The sequence below is a fragment of the Enterococcus sp. AZ119 genome (assembly GCF_050546175.1).
GTDB classification, from domain to species: Bacteria; Bacillota; Bacilli; order Lactobacillales; family Enterococcaceae; genus Enterococcus; species Enterococcus faecalis.
On the sequence record NZ_CP172951.1, the window covers coordinates 1741549 to 1763051 of the forward strand.

Annotated in this window: 18 protein-coding genes; 5 read left to right on the top strand and 13 right to left on the bottom strand. The window is 37.7% G+C overall.

All coding sequences use genetic code 11. From position 1 onward, the window contains the following. Positions 1–47 precede the first annotated feature (47 nt). The 8 genes from cydC to IGL37_RS08690 form a co-directional block, all read right to left on the bottom strand. Positions 48–1814 carry a thiol reductant ABC exporter subunit CydC gene (gene cydC / locus IGL37_RS08655; protein WP_002364246.1) on the bottom strand — a complete coding sequence of 589 codons (1767 nt, stop codon included), beginning with the start codon at positions 1812–1814 and terminating at the stop codon, positions 48–50. Beyond that, positions 1811–3544 (bottom strand): thiol reductant ABC exporter subunit CydD, encoded by a 1734-nt coding sequence (gene cydD / locus IGL37_RS08660; RefSeq protein ID WP_002364369.1) that lies wholly within the window; start codon positions 3542–3544, stop codon positions 1811–1813. Before cydD ends, cydC begins: the two co-directional genes overlap by 4 nt. 4 nt (positions 3545–3548) lie before the next feature. Further along, a complete protein-coding gene (gene cydB / locus IGL37_RS08665) occupies positions 3549–4562 on the bottom strand; it encodes a cytochrome d ubiquinol oxidase subunit II (RefSeq protein ID WP_430598773.1) in 1014 nt (337 codons plus the stop codon). Next, the gene (locus tag IGL37_RS08670; RefSeq protein WP_002356974.1) at positions 4559–5977 is read right to left on the bottom strand and encodes a cytochrome ubiquinol oxidase subunit I; all 1419 of its coding nucleotides are present in this window, start codon (positions 5975–5977) and stop codon (positions 4559–4561) included. Before IGL37_RS08670 ends, cydB begins: the two co-directional genes overlap by 4 nt. Before the next feature lie 863 nt (positions 5978–6840). After that, positions 6841–7704, bottom strand: coding sequence for an AraC family transcriptional regulator (locus tag IGL37_RS08675; RefSeq protein ID WP_002409797.1), 864 nt, complete (start codon positions 7702–7704; stop codon positions 6841–6843). 84 nt (positions 7705–7788) lie between these two features. Then, positions 7789–9870: a DNA topoisomerase III gene (locus tag IGL37_RS08680; protein WP_002362072.1), complete on the bottom strand. Its 2082-nt coding sequence runs from the start codon at positions 9868–9870 to the stop codon at positions 7789–7791. Positions 9871–10000: 130 nt separating this feature from the next. Next, positions 10001–10366 (bottom strand): DUF1033 family protein, encoded by a 366-nt coding sequence (locus tag IGL37_RS08685; protein ID WP_002356966.1) that lies wholly within the window; start codon positions 10364–10366, stop codon positions 10001–10003. 97 nt (positions 10367–10463) lie between these two features. Continuing rightward, positions 10464–11033: a TetR/AcrR family transcriptional regulator gene (locus IGL37_RS08690; RefSeq protein WP_002356965.1), complete on the bottom strand. Its 570-nt coding sequence runs from the start codon at positions 11031–11033 to the stop codon at positions 10464–10466. A gap of 132 nt (positions 11034–11165) precedes the next feature. On the opposite strand from IGL37_RS08690, the gene IGL37_RS08695 reads away from it, so the two are divergent. Continuing rightward, the gene (locus IGL37_RS08695; RefSeq protein ID WP_033917896.1) at positions 11166–11681 is read left to right on the top strand and encodes a YbhB/YbcL family Raf kinase inhibitor-like protein; all 516 of its coding nucleotides are present in this window, start codon (positions 11166–11168) and stop codon (positions 11679–11681) included. A gap of 16 nt (positions 11682–11697) precedes the next feature. After that, entirely contained in the window at positions 11698–12936 is a 1239-nt protein-coding gene (locus tag IGL37_RS08700; protein ID WP_002362074.1) for a multidrug efflux MFS transporter, read from the top strand. Between the two features lie 179 nt (positions 12937–13115). On the opposite strand, the gene mnmA is transcribed toward IGL37_RS08700, so the two are convergent. The 4 genes from mnmA to IGL37_RS08720 form a co-directional block, all read right to left on the bottom strand. Further along, positions 13116–14240, bottom strand: coding sequence for a tRNA 2-thiouridine(34) synthase MnmA (mnmA, locus tag IGL37_RS08705; protein ID WP_002356960.1), 1125 nt, complete (start codon positions 14238–14240; stop codon positions 13116–13118). A 225-nt stretch (positions 14241–14465) separates the two neighbouring features. Further along, on the bottom strand, positions 14466–14810 hold the full coding sequence (locus IGL37_RS08710; RefSeq protein ID WP_002356959.1) for a DUF1831 domain-containing protein: 345 nt from the start codon (positions 14808–14810) through the stop codon (positions 14466–14468). A 67-nt stretch (positions 14811–14877) separates the two neighbouring features. Further along, the gene (locus IGL37_RS08715) at positions 14878–16023 is read right to left on the bottom strand and encodes a cysteine desulfurase family protein (protein ID WP_002360007.1); all 1146 of its coding nucleotides are present in this window, start codon (positions 16021–16023) and stop codon (positions 14878–14880) included. A 156-nt stretch (positions 16024–16179) separates the two neighbouring features. Then, on the bottom strand, positions 16180–17154 hold the full coding sequence (locus IGL37_RS08720) for a ribose-phosphate diphosphokinase (protein ID WP_002360006.1): 975 nt from the start codon (positions 17152–17154) through the stop codon (positions 16180–16182). Between the two features lie 212 nt (positions 17155–17366). Here IGL37_RS08720 and IGL37_RS08725 point away from each other — a divergent pair, with 212 nt between their 5' ends. From IGL37_RS08725 to IGL37_RS08735, 3 genes are read left to right on the top strand one after another with little or no spacing between them, the layout of a single operon-like run. Then, on the top strand, positions 17367–18116 hold the full coding sequence (locus IGL37_RS08725; protein ID WP_002360005.1) for a metal ABC transporter ATP-binding protein: 750 nt from the start codon (positions 17367–17369) through the stop codon (positions 18114–18116). Beyond that, a complete protein-coding gene (locus IGL37_RS08730) occupies positions 18113–18982 on the top strand; it encodes a metal ABC transporter permease (RefSeq protein ID WP_002364373.1) in 870 nt (289 codons plus the stop codon). The genes IGL37_RS08725 and IGL37_RS08730 overlap by 4 nt, the downstream gene beginning before the upstream one ends. Next, positions 18969–19895 (top strand): metal ABC transporter substrate-binding protein, encoded by a 927-nt coding sequence (locus IGL37_RS08735; RefSeq protein WP_002356954.1) that lies wholly within the window; start codon positions 18969–18971, stop codon positions 19893–19895. Before IGL37_RS08730 ends, IGL37_RS08735 begins: the two co-directional genes overlap by 14 nt. A 54-nt stretch (positions 19896–19949) precedes the next feature. Here the strand turns inward: IGL37_RS08735 and IGL37_RS08740 are convergent, their stop codons facing one another. After that, on the bottom strand, positions 19950–21488 hold the full coding sequence (locus tag IGL37_RS08740; RefSeq protein ID WP_002362078.1) for an ABC-F family ATP-binding cassette domain-containing protein: 1539 nt from the start codon (positions 21486–21488) through the stop codon (positions 19950–19952). Between the last annotated feature and the right edge of the window lie 15 nt (positions 21489–21503).

A 21503-nucleotide genomic window follows, 5' to 3' on the forward strand; every position in this document is an offset into this window, starting at 1 on the left:
TAGAAAAACGACTGATTGTTTGCTTTAATCAACAACCAGTCGTTTTTTTATTCCTCGAAAGAACTAATGCCACGATCAATTCGGTAAAGTTTTTGATAATGCGCATTGGTTGCAAGTAATTCTTCTGGCGTACCACTCATCTCTAATTGGCCATCTTCAATAAAGATCACTTGATCCATCAAAGTTACGCCTTGCAAATGGTGGGTAATCCAGATGACGGTTTTATCTTTTAATGCCTCAAAAAAGGTTTCCAGCAATTGCTGTTCTGTAATTGGATCTAAACCAGTAGTTGGTTCGTCTAATAACACAATCGGTGTATCTTGCAAAAGAATCCGCGCTAGTGCCAAGCGATGTCGTTCGCCACCAGAAAAACGCAAACCTGCTTCATCCACCATTGTTTGTAAACCTTCTGGTAATTGGGCAACCATTTCTTTTAAGCCAACTTTTTCTAAAACCGCCCAAACTTCTGCTTCGCTTGCTTCTTCTCTACCAATCCGAATATTATTTAAAATGGTTGTTCGAAATAGGTACGGTGCTTGATGCATAACCCCAATATATTCAGTCATCGTCTCACCAAATGCCTCAGTTGGGATATTTCCTAAAAGGATTTCTCCCGAAGTAGGCCGTAAATCACCACGAATGAGCGAAGCCAACGTACTCTTTCCGGAACCACTGCGCCCTAAAATCGCTAATTTTTGTTTTTCAGGAATTGTTAACGATAAGTCATTTAATACCTTTTTCTCTTGATTTTCATATGCAAAAGACAAATGTTCTATCGATAAACTGGTGCCATTTGGCTGAACAGGCGCTTCTGTTGAGTCATCTTCCCCTTCAGGAAGCTCATTAAAACGACGAATGGAATCCTTATAAATCGTTGTTTCCTGTGCTGCAGCAGGTAGCGGAGCAAAAGCATCAATTAACGGAAAAACGGTTAAAACAAAGGCACCAATCCAATTGGCTGCACCCCCATGATTACCTGGAAACCGCACACTAGTCCAAGCTAAGACAGCAATCGCAATCACACCAAACAGAAGTTGTAAAACAAAGTCTCGGCCACGGTTAAATTGCTTCATTTTTTCATCTAATGCACGAACGTTTGCTTCATCTGTTTCATAACGAGCAACGAATTCAGAGCCTCGTTGACTAAATACCCAATCAGACACACCTAGAATATTGTCGGTTAGTGTTTGATATAACTCATTTTTGGCATATTTATGTTTTTCTTGACGCGCACCATTCACTAGAACTGAAACAAGTGGTAATAGAAAAACAACCACTCCTAACATCAGTAACATGCATAAAGCAAACCACCAAGAAAAGAAACCTAACGCAATCACTAAAAAGATATACAAAATCCAAGCAATAACGGTTGGGAAAATCGTTCGTAAATACAAGTTTTGGATATGATTAATATCCTCCGAAAGCAAACCTAAGATATCCCCAGTGCGATATTTTGTCTTAAAGAAAATCGCATCTTTTTCTAGTACATTATAAAGTTTCAAGCGCAGATCAGAGGTCATTTTTAACACCCAGTTATGACTCGTTAGACGCTCCACATAACGAAAAACAGGACGGCCAATCCCAAATGCTCTTGTTAAAACAATGGGAATATAAATTAATAAAATATTCTCTGGTAAGGAAGCCGCACGACTGATTAAGTAACCAGACGTAAACATTAATGCCCCTGCGCTAAAGAACGTCAAGAAGCCTAAAAGTAAGGCAAAATACAAGGTTTTTTTATAGCGTTTTAAGAAAGGACGAACCCATTGATCGTTTTTCCAAACGTCTTTCGTTGTCGGCTGTTTTTCCATCATTGGCGTCCTCCTCTCATTTGCTTCATTAATTGAACATAGTAGCCATCTTTTTCAATCAACTCTGCTAGCGTTCCTTGTTCCACTAATTGACCTTTTTCCATCACTAAAATGTAATCCATTTCTTCCATCCAATGCAGACGATGTGTCGCAAAGAAGACAAGATGATTGTTCATTAATGGCAACATGCGCTCTTTCATTTCAACTTCTGTTTCAATATCCAAATGCGCTGTCGGCTCATCAAACAGCAAGACGTGGCGTTTTTGATCGACAAAGGCGCGGGCCAACGCTACTCGTTGCGCTTGTCCCCCACTTAACATTCGACCACTTTCCCCAATCAAGGTATGAATTCCTTCGGGAAGATCTTTAACCAGCTCGTCTAAGCCAACTAACTGAATCGCTTGCTGAATCGCCTCATCTGTTGCTTCAGGTGTATAAAAGCGAATATTGTTTGCCAAAGTATCCTGGAAAATATATGGCGCTTGCGGAATATAAAGGATTTGCTTTTGCCAGTCTTTTTGTAAAAAATGTGGAATCGTCTGACCGTTTATCGCCAATTGACTCGTTTCTTCTGTTGGCAATAAAAAGCCACTTAATAAATTAATTAACGTTGACTTACCAGAACCACTCGCCCCAATAATTCCAATCTTTTTGCGACCATCAACAGAGAATTGCAACGATTGAATCGCTTCTTGCGTTGCATCTTCATAGGAAAAATTTAACGCTGTGACTGACAACTGACTTTCTTGATGCCAATCATCTAACGTGAGCACATCGGTCTGTTCTGCTTCTGGCAATGCTAATACCGCTTGGATCGCTTGAAAAGAGTTTTTTCCATCTAAGGTTGCGTGATAATCACTTGAAAAATCACGAATCGGTAAAAAGAACTCGGGTGCTAAAATTAAAGTAACCAAGGCAGGAAATAATAAAATCGTGCCGTTTAATAAACTTAATCCAAGAAAAACTGCCACAACAGCTACCGATAATGTCGTAAAAAAGTCTAACGCAAAGGTTGATAAAATAGCAATTTTCAATGTACTCATGGTCGCTTTTCTGAATCGTTCACTTGTATGGTAAATACTCCCAGCATATTTTTTACTCAACCCAAACAGTTTCAGCGTGTCAATTCCTCGTAAGGAATCAATAAAATGATTGGAAAGCATTTGAAACGCCGCATATTGCTTGTCCGCTTTACTTTGTGCTGCATAACCTAACACAATCATAAAAATAATAATAATCGGAAAAACAATCAGCAATGTTACGCCTGAACGAATATCTTGTGTAAAAACAAAGGCCAAAATAATCCAAGGAATAATCATCATATTCATCATTTTTGTCAAAATCAATTGTAAATAATTTTCGGTTTGACTAATGCCTTCTAAAGCCATGGTAACCATATTTCCAGTCCCATTTTTTTGAACAACATTTGGCCCCAAACGGAAAATTTTAGTTAATAATTGTTCGCGTAATTCTTTCGAGCGTTCATAACTAAATGTATCGAGCATTCTCTCACGAAAATACGTAATAACATGTCGACCAAGATAAAAAATAAAAAAGAGTAAAATACTCTGTAGTTGTTGGTTAAGATGCCCGCCACTCCAAAGGCCGACAATGGCTTTTGAAAGAAAAAAAGCTTGCCCAATTATAAAGACTGCTTGCAGGAAAGAAAAACCTGCAAGCAAGACAAGAATTTTTTTGATTTTAGGCATCTGTAAGATGTCTTTATCAATCATAGATTTAATACCCCTCTGGTACGACTGTCTGTGAAATACGTTTTCTGAAAATATAATAGGACCAAGCAGTATAAGCTAACACGAATGGTAAAATGCTTAAAGAAATCCACGTCATAATTTTTAGTGTATATGGTGTGCTTGTTGCATCTTTAATCAACAAATCAAAACCTTCACTACCAATCATAACACGTGGGAACAAGCCACTGAACAAGAGAGCAACTAGTACAACTAATGTTAAACCACTCGCTAGAAAAGCTAACATCTCTTTGCGTTTAAACACCCCAACATTAGCAATGACCGTTAAGACCACAATTGCTAACGTTAAAATTAAAGTGACCGCAAAGTTCTTTTCATAAAAGTCCGTTTTGAAGTACATCAACACTGCAAAAACAACTAAACCGACATATAAAACGCCGTATAAGATTTCTGCATAATTTCGAGCACGTTCGCGAATTGGGCCTTCTGTTTTTAAAGCAATATAGTTCATACCGTGTAAGTAGCAAAGTAATGTTAAGGCTACTCCACCAACAATTGAAAACAGATTAAAATAATCCGTAAATTGCGCATGCATATTGCCGTTTGCATCTAAAGGCATCCCTTGGACTAAGCTGATAAACAAAATACCAAAGAAGAACGGTACAAGGAAACTACCAATTGATAGTGTCCAGTTCCACATCCGACGACGTTTACCTTCCGGCATGTTATGGCGGAATTCAAAGGAAACTCCGCGAATAATTAAGCCAAATAAAATCGTAAATAGAATTAAATAGTAGCCACTAAATAATGAAGCATACCAATATGGGAAAGAGGCAAACATTGCGCCGCCCGCTGTTAATAGCCAAACTTCGTTTCCGTCCCAAACAGGTCCAATTGTTGCAACGACTTGATCTTTTTCGTCGTCATTGTGTGCCAACGTTTGAACGGCCATTCCAACACCAAAGTCAAATCCTTCTAAGAAGAAGAAACCTGAGAACAAGACGCCGATAAGGACAAACCATAATAATTGTAGTGTACTCATTCGCCAAATACCCCCTTATCAAATGGATCCAACGCTGGTTCATTTTCTTTCGCTAATTTTTTCGCTTCATAGTCCGGTCCTTTACGTAATTCTAAAATGACCAAGTAAACCATGACACTACCTAAACCAGCAAATAATAAGAAATAAATGACATTTGACGTAATTAATGAAGCAACCGATACATTTGGTGAAACACTTTGTTCAATCGTAAATAATCCATAGACAGTCCACGGATAACGACCTAATTCAGTGACTAACCAACCTGTTGTATTGGCAAGGAATGGTGCGAACGTACATAAAGCAACAATCCACAGCATCCATTTCTTCTCGTACAGCGATGGTTTTTTCTTCCTTGTAAAGAATAGTCCTAAGGCAGCAACCAATAACATTAAGGCACCAAAACCAGCCATGATACGGAAGCTCCAGAATAAAGTGTTAACTGGTGGATAATAATTTTTATCATCCCCATATTTTTCTACCAAGCGCTTGTTGACTGTATCCATTCCATCAACCGAACCTGATAATTTGTTATACGATAAAATACTTAGCATATATGGAATATCGATACCAAAAACTTGTTTATGTTCCCGTTCATCTGCCCAAGCAATCAATGTCCAAGCAGCAGGATCATCAGAGTCTTCATAGGCCCCCTCCATCGCCGCAAATTTCATTGGTTGTCCTTCAATTAGAGCTTTCATTTGCAAGTCGCCAGCTAATAAAACGCCGATTGAACCGAACAAAGTAACCCATAAGCCAATGCGCATAGATGCTTTGTGGAATGAAATATCCCGTTTTTTCAACAATTGGAAAGCAGCCATACCAGCTACTGCCATGCCGCCCAATGTAAAGGCGCCCATGATAACGTGTGAAAATTCATACCAAACTTTTGGATTGCTGATGACAGCTACAAAATCCACCATTTCAGCACGGCCATTATTGATGACATAACCTACTGGATGTTGCATAAAACTATTCGCAACTAAAATCCAGAAAGCAGACATCATTGAACCGAATACGACTAACCAGATAAAGGTTACGTGAACTTTCGGATTCATTTTATCCCAAGTAAAGATCCATAAACCTAAGAATGTTGACTCTAAGAAGAAAGCTAAGAGCGCTTCTACCGCCAACGGTGCCCCAAAAATATCTCCGACGAATCGAGAATAATCAGACCAGTTCATCCCAAACTGAAATTCTTGAATAATCCCGGTTACAACCCCAACAGCGAAGCTTAATAGGAATATATTTCCCCAAAACTTGGCCATTTTACGATAACGTTCCTCTTTTTTCACAACGTACATTGTTTCCATAATTGCTACAACAAGTGCTAATCCTATTGAAAACGGTACGAAGAAAAAGTGGAAAACTGTTGTCATCGCAAATTGGATTCTCGCCAATGTTACAATATCAAACATATTATTTCCTCCCTGATTTGCCTCCACACAAAGAAACAAGCTTACCTGAATTGTTCATTTCCATTAGCGATGACTCCTTTTATCTACGAAACTAAAAGAAAATTCAAGTGAACTTTTCCAAAAAGTGTGAAAATGCATGTAATATAGAATAATTCCAATCTAAGTATACAACTTTCTGAGGCAGAAACCAAACAATACAGAAGCATTTCTCACAATTTTTTTAGGTGCTCCCAAGATTTCTTCCCTTTCTTCTATCAATAAAAAAAGCCCTTCCTAAAAAAAGGAAGAACTAATCTCAATCTATCAACATTTTGACTTATCACTTGATTAGTTTTCGAAAATCGAAGCAGCTCGTCTTTGATGATAAAAATTCTAATCTTGTGATGAAAATTACGGATTGCTTGTGGTGATAGTTTGTTTTTTAACAACATGGCTCTAAAACAAATTTTTTGAACTTAATGCAATTTCTTGAGTTTTGGTACCATTCTAAACAACATGACTCTAAAACAAAACTTTTGACGGCTCTTTAGTCAACCCAGTTTTGGTACCATTCTAAACAACATGACTCTAAAACGTATCATGGGCTAACGCCGTTTATATCACAGTTTTGGTACCATTCTAAACAACATGACTCTAAAACAAAACGTATCAATAAGAAGAGCGGAGGTTCGTTTTGGTACCATTCTAAACAACATGACTCTAAAACCTCGGAGAATTATTTTTTCTCCATGATTCCGTATTCGCATCACTTATCCATAGCTAGATTTCAGTTTAGAAGGTCTGAATTTTTTCTTCACGTTTATTATACCAAACTTTCTCCTTCTTGGCGGAAAAACCCACCATTTTTCAATGGTGGGTTTTCTTTATTTAGTAGCTGTAACAGCGAGCCAGATTTCACTATACTTAGCTTCTGCTGGTCCTTGATATTGCGTAAACGAAATTTCTGGTGCTGCAACGACTTGGTAACCAGATGAAGGCAACCATTCAGAGAATATCCTTGCCCAGGTTTCTTGTAAAGTTTGAGGGAAAGGACCTTCATTTGGAAAAACCGCCCATGTATGAGCAGGTACGCTTAGTTGCTCCAAATCTTCATAGGTATTTTCTTGCGAAGTGGCAAAGCCAATCATGTGTGTCATTTCTCCACCCTCTGTTGTTCGTCCCTCTTGAAAGTCAAAAGAAGCATTTACTACTTGATGAGGATATACATCATCAAATGTATGCATTTCCGCTCGTTGTTGTGGTGTAATGCGCTGTGCTAATTCCATGATTGCTTGATTTTCCCCTTGATACTGCAAGGGAACCTTCTGACTAACTCCGACTATTTGAAACGCTGGTTTTTCAATCAATTTAACATCCATTGATTGTCCTCCTTTAATATCAATATAGAAAGAGAATTTAGGGAACGTTTTTTGGATTTGTGTTTTCATTACTTCAGAAGGGGCTTGTCCTGTCCAATCGCGAAAAGCTCTTGAGAATCCTTCAATACTTTGATAACCATATTTAAAAGCTACATCTGTCACTTTTTCACCAGCAAGTAATGCTAAATTTGCTTCCGCCAAACGTCTCTTTTTAATATACTCAGCCAGACTCATCCCCGCAATAAACGAAAAAGTTCGTTTAAAATGGTAAACAGAAATCCCTGTCTTTTTTGCCAATTCATCGAAGGATACTTCTTCCGTTAAATGTTCTTCAATATAATCCATTGCTTGATTTAAATTTGCGAGCATCCGTGTCCCTCTCTTTCTATTTGAAAGTTTACTAAAGACCAACAAGGATGACTTGATTATTTAGAGCCAACATTCGTCAAGTCGTTACTCTTGATTCATAGCGGCTTTTAAGGCCTGCGCTAAAGCACTTTCTTCTGGTTCGTCTGGTTGTGAATATTTTTTCATCAAACGACGTTCTTCATGTTTAGTCATTTTTTGTTTTCGTTCTTTTTTATCGGGAATTTTTTCAGTAATCGAACAGAATTTACATTTGAAAGAACGACCATTTTTTCCTTCTATGATGACCATTTTTTTATGGCATTGTGGGCAACGGTGATTGGATACTTTAGGATCTTTTCGCCGACGATAAGAACATTCTTGGTTTGTACAAACGTAAATCTTCCCATCTTTCGTATTTTTTTCCCGTAAGTTTGAGCCACAATCTGGACATTTTTTTTGCGTAATGGAAAAATCTTGATATTTTTTCTCGCTTTGTTTAATTTCACGGACTAATTTTTTCGTATCCTCTTCAATATCCTTTAAGAAAAGTTGACTCTTTTGTTGACCCGAAGCGATTGCTTCGAGCGACTTTTCCCATTTTTCCGTTAGTTCAGGTGTCACAAGTGATGGATTCACCAAGTCTAATAGTTGCTTTCCTTTGGCAGAGACACTTAAACCGCTATTGGTTCGTTCCATCAATTCTGATTTAATCAGTTTTTCAATGATTTCAGCTCGCGTTGCCGGTGTGCCTAAACTGTGTTTCTCCATTTTTCCTAACAACGTTCCTTCGGTTAATGGTTTTGGCGGCGACGTTAATTCTTTGTTAATGGTAAAGTTTGGCGCAACGGTCATGCCTTTTTGCCATTGGACAGTGGATAGCGGCTGTTCGGCTGTTGTTTTCCAGCCAGCAACAACTACTTTATTTTGATGAAAGACAAATGTTTCTTTTCCAAAAGCGACTGTAACTTTTGTTTGTTTGGTTTGATTTGGCTCAGCAAACAAACCTAAGAATCGTTGAACAATCATTTGATAGATTTTTTGTTCATCATTACTTAGCTTTTCATAACGAGGACGTTGTTCAGTTGGAATCAACCCATGGTGATCCGTGACTTTTGCATTTTGGAAAACTTTTTGTTGTTTAACAACGGCCCCATTTTTAAGGTAGCCTTTCACTTCTGGTGAAAAATCAGCAATGGCTTGAAGTCGTTCTTTCATCGTTCCTTTCATATCCGTTGTTAGATATTTGCTGTCAGTTCGAGGATAGGAAACAATTTTATGGGTTTCGTATAAACTTTGTACAAGAGACAACGTTTTCTTTGCAGAAAATTGGAATCGCTGGTTGGCTTCACGCTGGATTTCGGTTAAATCATATGGTAACGGCGCATTTTCTGTTTTAACTTTTTCTTGGATATCGGTAACTAAGCCCTTTTGTTTTGAGAGTTCTTTGACTAATTGTTCTGCTTCCTGCCGTTCTTTCAAAGCGTATGGATTTTTTTGGGTCATCTTTGCTTTTTCTGATTCAACAGATAACGAGATAGTAAAATAAGTTTGAGGCTTAAATTGTTCAATCGTTTTTTCTTGTTGGCGTACCATTGCTAAAGTGGGTGTTTGAACACGACCTGCGGATAAGTTATCTTGATATTTCACTGTCAAGGCCCGTGTGACGTTTAGACCCACTAACCAGTCAGCTTTTGCGCGCGCCAAGGCAGAGTAATACAAATTATCGTAGTCTTTCGCTGGGCGAATTTTCTTAAACCCGTCTTTAATGGCTTTGTCTGTTTGAGATGAAATCCATAAGCGTTTGACTGGTTTGTTAAAACGGACATATTCTAAAATCCAGCGGGCCACTAATTCACCTTCACGACCAGCATCGGTGGCAATCACGGCTTCAGAAACATCTTTACGATTGGCTAATTGTTTAATCGCTTTTAATTGATGTCCCGTTTTCGGTAACGGTTTAATCCCTAAATTCTTAGGAATCATCGGTAAAGTTTCCATTTGCCACGTTTGCCATTCTTTGTTTAAATCTTCTGGCATTTTTAGTCCTAAGAGATGGCCTAAAGCCCATGTGACAATCACGTTGGGTCCTTCATAATAATTCTTATTTTTTTGATTTGCTCCTAAAACGCGGCTTAAATCTTTTGCTACGCTAGGTTTTTCAGCAATAATTAATTGTTTTGCAACCACTAGTTTCGCTCCTTTTTGAGTGCTATCTTTTCGTATTATACCAAATATTAGCTCGATTTTCTCTAAATTCCGAGAATAGAAAAAGAGTTTAAAGAAAATTCCCTGAGGTTTTTCTTTAAACTCATGCGTTTCAAATAACTTTCCGTTTGCAGAATTTTGTTTTGCCAAAATGATTGGATATTGTGGTAAACTCAGCTTTATTTTCAAAAGTAACCGCATGATGATTTTCTAGTAATGCTAAACCGAAGTATTGTTGTAAATCTTCATCGCATTCTTCACACCAGCGTTCTTCCCCATCATTCCAGAAAGCCGTTAAATAGTTAGGCTTTGTGTTGACGTATGTATAATTCTGAGAAAGTTTTTGCCAAACTTCCACATAATATGTCTCTGCATCGGTCAAGTTATCGAAGGTTTTTTCTTGAACAATGTCCTCTTGCCAATCATCAAAAAACCACCAAGGTTCATTGTCGCCATACATTGTAATTACTTGATACATTGAACCGCTCCTTTTTTTGCTACTGTAGGTATCATAGTCACTTTCTGAAAAAGTTGCAAGGATTTGGTTTCGGACTGAGAAATTTTTGAAATTTATTTTATCCTGCCACTTCTAAAGAAGCAATAAAATCTTCAATCATGCGACGATAACTTTCTTCCGGCGTGGCTTCTTCGCGTTGAAAATAACCTAAAAAACGTAAGGTAATATAACCATGGATTAAGCTACGTAGTTCTCGACTTTTGTGCAGTCGTTCTTCATTATTAAATGGATAAAAAGCTAAAAGTTGTAAGATAATTTGATTAGTTTCATGGATGCCTTCAATTAATTGTTGGTTTTGCGTTTTCGGCACACTGATAAGTAATTCATAGACTGCAGAATTTTCAAAAGCAAATTGTTGGTACGTTTCAGCATATATCCGAATTGCTTCTGCGCCACTCTTACCCACTAAGGCTCTTCGCAATGCATCATTTAATTCTTGAATTAACAAGTCCACTAGAGCATTTTTTACTTCAGCAATATTTTTAAAGTGATTATAGAGTGAAGGATACTTGATGCCTAAATCAACGGCTAAATTTTGAAAGGTTAATTGTTGAACGCCCAATTCTTCCGCTAGATTGCGGGCACTTTCAAGGATTTTGGCTTTCGTTAAATTCCGTTTTTTTGCCATCTTTCTGACGCCTCCAATTCTTAAATTTTGGACAAGTATTAGTTTATCATATCTATTGACTCTTTTTAAACTATAAATTATAGTTTATAATAATAATTTGTAAACATTATTTTTGAAAGAAGGCTGTTTGGCATGCATATTACCAACCGTTCTCATTTGGTCGATCGTTATGGCAAACGAACCAGTGCAGAATTTTTATTACACGAACGTCCTATTTTATCTTTTCCTATTTCTTTAGCGGCCATTCCTAAAGAAGCCCGCTATTTATCCTGGGAATTAGTTGATTATGACACGATTCCTCTAATCGGTTTCCCTTTTATTCATTGGTTAGCTGCCAATGTTCCTGTAACCAATGAGATTCCTGAAGACTTTAGTCGAACAGCACTCAAGCCTACCATTCAAGGAAAAAATAGTCTTGCTTCTCCTTTGGGGAAACAGATGATTCCTGCGCTTGCCACTGAAACGTTACCTGAGTTAACCGAACGTTATCTGGGGTTAAGCCCTCGCTCTGGTGTGCACACCTATACGTTATATGTGTACGCTACAAAAAATCCACTAAATTTAAAAGAAGGCTTTTTTGCGAATGAATTGCATCAAGCATTGAATGATCAACGACTCGCCAAAGCCAAATTTGAATTTCTTTACTAGAAAGTGAGGAAATAGAATGTATGAATTAATTAAAAGTAAAATTTTCCGTCCAAGACAACCTTGGGAAAAAAATCTGCTTGTTTTATGGTTTGGCACATTTATGGCTGGTATTGGCTTTAGCTTAGTGATGCCATTCATGCCTCTTTATATCAACACATTAGGTACTTTTACCCACCAACAATTGAATTTTTGGAGCGGAATCACGTTCTCTTCCACTTTTTTAGTCACAACCATTGTTTCACCTTGGTGGGGCCGTTTAGCCGACCGAAAAGGACGCAAGTTAATGTTATTACGCGCTTCATTAGGGATGGCTATCGTCATTAGTTTAATGGGCGCAGTCACAAGTGTTTATCAATTGATTGGCTTACGCTTATTACAAGGTGTTTTTTCTGGTTATATCAGTAATGCGACTGCGTTAGTTGCTACAGGCACACCTAAGGAAAAAAGCGGTCAAGTGCTTGGTACTTTAGCAACTGGTTCTGTTACCGGCACGTTGCTTGGTCCTCTTTTGGGCGGTGTCACTGCGTCTATTTTCGGTTATCGGCCAACCTTTTTCATTACTGGTACGATTTTATTACTCGTTTTTGTTTTGAGTCTCGTCTTTGTCCATGAAGAGTTTGTGCCAATTGAAAAAAATCAAGCCGCATCTGGGAAACAAATTTTAAAAAAACTAGAACATCCCCACGTGATTCTTGGAATGTTTATTACGACATTAATCATTCAAGCTTCCAATAATTCAATTAGTCCCATCATCAGTTTATATATTCAACAATTGTTGGGTGGTCACGGAAATGTCACCTTAATTAGCGGAGTCATTGCTTCTATTCCAGGGATTGCAACGTTAATAGCCGCCCCTCGTTTCGGCCGATTAGGCGATCGTATTGGCAGTGAACGCATCTTGACAATTGGCTTAATTTTAGCCATTTTCGTTTACCTACCAATGGCCTTTGTTCAAAATGTCTGGCAGCTTGCCATGCTTCGTTTCTTAGTTGGGATTTCCGATGCCTGTTTACTACCAGCTGTTCAAACGTTGATCACTCGTTATTCCCCAAGTGACGCTGCAGGTCGTATTTTCAGTTACAATCAATCTTTCCAAGCGACAGGAAATGTGATTGGTCCTATGATTGGTTCAAGCGTATCTGCCGCTTTCGGTTATCGTGGGGTCTTTATTTCCACTTCTTGTCTGGTTCTCCTTAACCTTCTATGGGTTCGTCGAAGCACCGCCGAATTAAAAAAAGAGAAAAATGATGACTAAGTTATACACAGAAAAGTTATCCACAATTTGAATTTTTAATTTTTCTCTTTTTCTTATTTTAAAAAAAATAGGCATATAAAACAAAAAAGAAAAGCTGATATTTACTGGTTTTATGACCAGCATATCCGCTTTTCTTTTGGTTAACTATACGCTTTTTGTTTCACAACTCGTGAAACTTTTTAGACGTATTGTAGTTCTTTTTCATCTTGGTAGGCGCGATCAATTAAGCCGCCCCCTAAGCATTCCATTCCATCATAAAAAACAACAGCTTGACCTGGAGTGACTGCGCGGGCTGGTTCCTTAAACGTAACGGTTGCTTTTGTGCCATCTTCAGATAAGGAAACATGCACTGGGATATCTGCTTGACGATAACGGAATTTAGCCGTACAGTCAAACTCTTTTGGCATTGGTGTATCAACAGTAAAATGAACCTCACTAGCTTCTAAATGTGTTGCATATAGTTTTTCATGGTGAAATCCTTGTCCTACATATAATGTATTGGTAGTTAAATCTTTCCCAATCACAAACCATGGTTCTTGTGTTTTACCGCCGCCACCAATTCCTAAGCCTTGGCGTTGACCGATAGTATAATACATAAGACCATCATGTTGTCCTTTGATTTCGCCATCTTCTGTCACCATGTTGCCTTTTTTAGCTGGTAAATAATTACTCAAAAATTCTTTGAAATTCTTTTCACCAATAAAACAAACGCCCGTTGAGTCTTTTTTCTTGGCTGTGGCTAATCCAGCACGGTCAGCAATTGCACGAACTTCTGATTTTTCCATGCCACCCAATGGAAACATTGTTTTTGCCAATTGGGCTTGTGATAATTGGCTTAAAAAATAGGTTTGGTCTTTATTATTATCAATTCCACGTAACATATGCACTACGCCATTTTCATCCGTTTCTACTTGCGCATAGTGGCCAGTTGCAACATAGTCAGCGCCTAGTTGCATAGCATAATCTAGGAATGCTTTAAATTTAATTTCTTTATTACACATGACATCTGGATTTGGTGTCCGTCCTAACCGATATTCTGCTAAAAAATATTCAAACACACGGTCCCAATATTCTTTTTCAAAATTGACCGAATAATACGGAATCCCAATTTGATCCGCTACTTTTGCGACATCTTTATAATCCTCAGTTGCGGTACAGACACCATTTTCGTCTGTATCGTCCCAATTTTTCATAAAGATCCCAATTACATCATAGCCTTGCTCTTTTAAAAGCAACGCTGTGACAGATGAATCGACACCGCCACTCATGCCTACCACGACACGCGTTTTGCTGTTATCTGCCATTTTATCACCATCATTTCAATTAGATTCTGAAATCATCCACGATTTGAAGGTCGTAACTTTTCAGTGCTTTTCATTATACTATTTTTTTGAAATAAGTAAAGCAAGCCGGGCGTATAATGAGAAAATACTTGGAACAAAGACACAGCCAACAAGCTGTTGCTTTCAAATAAACAGAAAACCTGAAGGAACAAGCTACTTTCACTTGTTTCTTCAGGTTTCTCTAAATTATTCTACTTTCTCTAATACACCACGGCTAATTAAGCCATCCATTAAGAAAAAGTATTTTTCTTTACTCATTTCATGTTGTTCATTCTTGAAAATATTCATTGGTTTTAAACCATTTGCCGTTGTAATGGACATTTTCAACTCTTTTAGATCAGCAGTGATCGTAATTTTCAATTTGAAGCCTTCATTTCTCTGAGGCGTTGGATCTAAGGAACGAATCAATTGAAAGTTCCCTGATTTTGTTTCAGTAAAGCCGTTATCTTTTAATGTATAGCGTTTTGCACTAGGATGTACTTTGTAAAAAACTGTTGAGCCTTCAACAGCAGCCGTTGTTGTAAATGCCATGGGTTCCACCTCGTTATTTTCATTGTTATCTTCATTATAGCGAAAACCTGTAGCTGCCGCAATCAGATTATTTTTTCAATTGTTGAATCACTGCAACTAGTACTTCAGAAAAAGTCGCAATTTCTTCTGGTGTGTTCCCGTAGCCAAAACTAATCCGGATTGATTCTTTAATAGCTGAGGAATTTTCTCCATACATCGCTGTCAACACGTGCGAAGGATCCACAGTTCCCGCTGTACAAGCCGAGCCTGTTGAAATCGCAATACCTCTTAAGTCCAAATGCATTAAGAGCAAATCACTGGGAATTCCTTTTAAATGAAGATTTAAGACATGCGCTAAACGATTCGTTGGTTCACCATTAATTGAAAAATCAATATTGGCTTCTTCTAACGCTTTTAAAATAATCGTTTGAAAACTTTGATAGGCTGTTTTTCTTGCTTGCTTTTCTGCAGAAGTTAGTAATGAAACGGCAGTACCCATGCCAATAATTCCAGCTAAGTTTTCCGTGCCCGCACGTCGTTTTTCTTCTTGTTCCCCACCATGTAAAAGAGGTGGTAATTGGATTGCATCGCTTTTAAATAAAAAACCTACGCCTTTTGGACCATTGATTTTATGAGCGGAAATACTTAATAAGTCGATCCCTAATTCATGAGGTAAAATGACTTCACTTCCATAAGCTTGGACGGCATCTGTATGAAAAATCGCCGAATGATTTTTAAGAATTGCACCAACTTCAGCAATTGGTAATCGATTTCCAATTTCATTATTGCCATACATCATTGAAACCAAGATCGTTTCTTCGCGTAAAGACTTTTTGAATTGATCCATTGAAATCTGACCATTTTCATTCACAGGCAAGTAAGTCACTTCAAAGCCTAACGTTTCTAAGTATTCCATCGTTCGTAACACAGCGGGATGTTCAATTGCCGTAGTAATAATATGTTTTCCTTCCTTTTGACGAGAAAAAGCAACTGCCAAGATGGCTGTGTTATCCCCTTCTGTACCACCACTATTAAAAATAATTTCGTGGGGTTTGGCTTGTAAGCTCTCGGCAATCGTTTGACGCACTTCTTCCAGAAGACCGTGTGCCTTTCGTCCAAACTGATGAATACTTGATGGATTGCCAAAAGTCGTTTGCATATTCTCAGTCATCGCTTGAATGACCGTTGGATGAAGCGGCGTTGTTGCCGCATGATCTAAATAAATGGGTTCCAAATGACTCGTCCCTTTCCTTATGTTCTGGCGTTATTCTAGCATAAAAAGCTTAAAACACAAAATCAGAATACTTTCTCTTCTATTTATAAAAGAGATAAGAAAAATAGGCCCAACACTATTAAAGTTGTTAGACCTATTTCTAGTTTAAGGAATCACTTATTCTCCTTTTGGTTCTAAACGGAATAATGGACTCATTGGTTTATTTTCATGAATACGAAGTAACGCTTCCCCCATTAACTCAGCGCAAGAAATAATATTCAAGGTTGATGGTTGGTGGTCTGCTGTCGTATAAACAGAGTCAGTAATACTAATTTCCTTAATCGGCGCATTTTCTAAGGTTGCTTTTGCGCCTTCTGATAACAAACCATGCGAGGCGCAAGCATACACTTCTTGCGCACCATTTTTCATTAAAACTTCCGCCGCTGTGGCTAACGTTTGACCAGTATTCAAAATGTCATCAACAAGAATACATTTTTTCCCAGCGACATTCCCAATAACGTAACCTTCTTGGCGCACCCCATCAATCTCTTCATGGTCTACAATTGCTAAGGTCGCATCTAAGTACTCCGATAAACTACGTGCGCGTTGAACGCCACTGTTTTTAGGCGAAACAATCACAATTTCTTCCCCTACTAATGCTTGTTGACGATAATAATGAGCGAACAAAGGCATTGTAAATAAATTATCTACTGGGATATCAAAAAATCCTTGGACTTGAACAGTATGCAAGTCTAATGTTAACAAACGTGTTGCGCCTGCCTCTACTAACATATTAGCAACTAATTTCGCAGTAATGGGTTCTCTTGGTTTCGCTGTGCGGTCTTGGCGAGCATAACCATAGTAAGGCAAAATAACATTAATTGTTTTTGCGCTAGCACGTTTTAATGCATCAATTAAAATAAGCAATTCCATCAAATGATCATTTACAGGGGCATTCGTTGCTTGGATGATGTAGACATGATCGCCACGAATACTTTCTTCAATATTAATTTGAATTTCGCCATCACTAAATTGGCGCACGGTGCTTTTTCCTAATTCTGTTCCTACTGATGCTGCGATTTTTTCAGCAAGTGGTCGATTTGCATTTAAACTGAAGATGCGTAAGGTGTCATCTTGATAGTTTTCGGTCATGATATCCTCCGTCAATATAAAATAATAGTCGTTTTCATTCATATTCTACCATTTTTTGTCATAAAAATCATGGGATCCTCCTTAATTTATTGAAAGAAACGGTTTTCTTTGTGAAAAAAGCGCTTGTATTTAGGTGCGCCTAAAAATTATTTGCATTTTCTTAAACTATCCCTTATACTGATTTTAAGGCAAACCTAAAAAGGAGGAATTTCATGAGAAAAAGCTTTAACTTAGCTGTTCAAGCGTTAACCGTTCAATATCAAGGACGGACCGCTTTAAATAATATCCACGTTACTATTCCCTCCGGTAAAATTACTGGAATTATCGGACCAAATGGTGCTGGAAAGTCAACATTTATTAAAGGGTTATTAGGCTTGATTAAAACAAAGGAACGTGATGTTTTGTTAAATAATCAAGCGATTGACCAACAAAAAACAACCATTGCCTATGTAGAACAACGTAGCGCCTTGGATCTTAGTTTCCCAATTAGCGTTTTTGAAACGGTCTTGCTAGGAACCTATCCAAACTTGGGACTATTAAAACGCCCAGGAAAGAAAGAAAAGCAAGCAGCCATGGCTGCATTAAAAATGGTGCAATTAGAAGACTATGCGCAACGCCAGATTGGCGAACTTTCTGGTGGCCAATTACAACGTGTGTTTATCGCCCGTGTTTTGGCCCAAGGTGCTGAGGTGATTTTTTTAGATGAACCTTTCGTCGGCATTGATATGTCTAGTGAAAAAGTGATTATGGATATTCTTAAATCATTAAAAAATCAAGGTAAAATGATTATCATTGTTCACCATGATTTGCACAAAGTGTCCCACTATTTTGATGAATTAATCGTTTTGAAAAACCGGCTAATTGCTGCGGGTCCTGTTGAACAAACATTTACTGCAGAAACGCTCCAAGAAGCATACGGTGATTTGTTAGGTGATTTATTAATACAGGGGGTTGCAAAATGATTGCTGCATTTATTGATGGTTTATTCCGTTATCAATTTTTACAAAATGCCCTTTTGACGTCTATAATTGTCGGACTCATTTCAGGGGTAATTGGTTCATTCATTATTTTACGTGGGATGTCTTTGATGGGTGATGCGATTTCACATGCTGTTTTACCAGGGGTCGCTGTTTCTTATATGTTTGGTTTCAATTATATTTTTGGCGCTTCTATTTTTGGCTTATTAGCTGCATTATCGATTGGCTTTATTACCCAAAAAAGTCCACTAAAAAATGATACTGCCATTGGTGTTGTCTTTAGTTCTTTTTTTGCTTTAGGGATTATTTTTATCTCTTTTGCAAAAAGTTCCACCGATTTATATCATATTCTGTTTGGAAATGTATTAGCGGTCGCAGATACCGATATTTTAATTACTTGTGTCGTCGGCGTGATTGTTTTGATTTTTGTGGCATTGTTTTATAAAGAGTTGCAACTCACTTCTTTTGATCCCACAATGGCTCAGGCCTATGGTTTAAATATTCAATTTTTCCACTATGCATTGATGTTTTTACTAACATTAGTCGCTGTTTCTTCTTTGCAAACCGTCGGAACTATTTTAGTCATTGCCATGCTGATTACGCCAGCGGCAACAGCTTATCTATTAACAAATCACTTACCGACAATGATTGGCTTAGCCTCTACTTTTGGGATTTTAAGTTCAGTGATTGGCCTATTCTTTAGTTATTCTTATAACTTAGCTTCTGGTGCGACGATTGTTTTAACCGCCGCCTTATTCTTTTTATTGGCTTTCTTTTTCTCACCAAAGAAAGGCCTAGTATTTGTAAACCGTGAGAAAGAAATGGAGGAATCAACGAATGAAAAAATTTAGTTTATTTTTTTTAACACTTTTAGCAGGGTTAACGTTAGCTGCTTGCGGGAATCAAGCCGCTGAAAAGAAAGAAAAATTAGCAATTGTGACAACGAACTCGATCCTATCTGATTTAGTGAAAAATGTTGGGCAAGACAAAATTGAGCTGCATAGTATTGTGCCAATTGGGACAGACCCTCACGAATATGAACCGTTACCAGAAGACATTGCGAAAGCTTCTGAAGCGGACATTTTATTCTTTAACGGCTTGAACTTAGAAACAGGCGGAAATGGCTGGTTTAACAAATTAATGAAAACGGCCAAAAAAGTTGAGAATAAAGATTACTTTTCTACAAGCAAAAATGTTACGCCACAATATTTAACAAGTGCCGGTCAAGAACAAACAGAAGATCCGCATGCTTGGTTAGACATTGAAAATGGCATCAAATATGTAGAAAACATTCGTGACGTGTTAGTAGAAAAAGATCCAAAAAATAAAGATTTCTATACAGAAAACGCGAAAAATTATACCGAAAAACTTAGCAAACTACATGAGGAAGCCAAAGCTAAATTTGCTGATATTCCTGATGATAAAAAATTATTAGTTACAAGTGAAGGTGCCTTTAAATATTTCTCCAAAGCTTATGATTTAAATGCCGCTTATATTTGGGAAATTAACACAGAAAGTCAAGGAACACCTGAACAAATGACCACGATTATTGATACCATTAAGAAATCAAAAGCACCTGTGTTATTTGTTGAAACCAGTGTCGATAAACGTAGTATGGAACGGGTCTCAAAAGAAGTGAAACGACCAATTTACGATACACTTTTCACAGACTCTCTTGCCAAAGAAGGAACAGAAGGCGATACGTACTACAGCATGATGAACTGGAATTTAACAAAAATCCATGATGGCTTAATGAGTAAATAAATAATAAAGAAGAAAGAACCAAGTTGACTCCCCCTCAACTTGGTTCTTTCTTCTTTATTTAACTAATTCCTCAATATCAATTACTCGATCCACAATTTCCTCATAAAAATCTGCTTCATGGGAAACCAGAAAAACCGTTCCTGGGTAAACGTGAATTGCTTCTTGTAAACTTTTTTTGGCCGCTTCATCAATATGATTGGTTGGCTCATCTAAAAATAACAAATTACTTGTTTGCATCATTAGTTCCGCTAGTTTTACTTTTGTTTGCTCACCACCACTTAACAGGGCTAGCGACTGCATTGCTAACTTATCTGGTAAACCTGCTCTAGCCAAATGACTTCTTCGCTCTTTAATCGTTGTATCTGGAAAACGATCTGATAAATAGTCTAGCGGCGTTAACTGCTCATTAGGCCACGCCAAGTCTTGGGTAAAATAAGCAATTTTGGTATTCAGCGGATAATGAAATTCTCCATCTAATGAAGGAATCACTTTCGTCAACGTTTTAATTAATGTTGATTTGCCAATCCCATTAAAGCCTTTCAATGCGACTTTTTCACCGACATGAACCATTAAATCTAACGGTTCTAACAAAGGTTCCCGATAGCCGACAACTAACTTCTGGGTCGTTAGTGCTTGCGTTGCAACTAACCCTTGATAAGGAAATTCAATCGCTGGCTTAGTCAAGGAACCTGGCGGAGTCAATCGTTCCAACCGGTCCAATTGTTTTTGTCGACTTTTAGCCATCGTTGCTCGATTTCCAGCTTTGTATTTACGAATATAGGCTTCCATTTTTTCAATTTTTTCTTGTTGGGCCTGATACTGTTTCAAATAGGTTTGTTTATTCTGCTCTTTTTGTGCAAAAGATTTTTCTACATTTCCAGTATATTTGGTTAACTTGCCAAACTCAATGTCTGCGATGCAATTCGTCACTTCATTTAAAAATTGATAATCATGGGAGACTAATAGAAAGCTTCCTTCAAAATTATTCAGATAGCGAACAAGCCATTGAATATGTGTATCATCTAAATAGTTGGTGGGTTCATCTAAAAGTAACACATCAGGGGCCTCTAACAATAATTTTGCTAAAATCACTTTTGAACGTTGACCACCGCTTAGCTCCCCTAACTTTTTATCCAAACCAATTGCTTGTAGTCCTAACCCATTGGCTAAATCCTGAATAATCGTGTCAATTTGGTAAAAATTACTTTCATCTAAATCTGTTTGTAATTTGCCTGCTTGTTCTAAAAGTTTTTCCGAAGCCGTTTGACTGTATTCTTCATAAAGTTTTGTCAGTTTCGCTTCTTTATCAAAAAGTTCTTGAAAGGCTTGTTTCAAAAAATCAACCATCGTTAGTGATTGTTCTACAGAAACATGCTGATCCAAGTACCCAATCTTGCAATTTTTTTGCCACTGAATCGTTCCTTCGTCTGGCAATACTTCCCCCGTTAAAATTTTAATTAAGGTGGATTTGCCGACCCCATTTTGGCCAGTTAAGCCTAAATGATCTCCTTTATTCACTTGCAATGAAGCCTCTTCATACAAGACCTTTTCGCCAAATCGATGCGTTAAATGTTCAATAGTTAAAATACTCATTTTCGTCACTTCTTT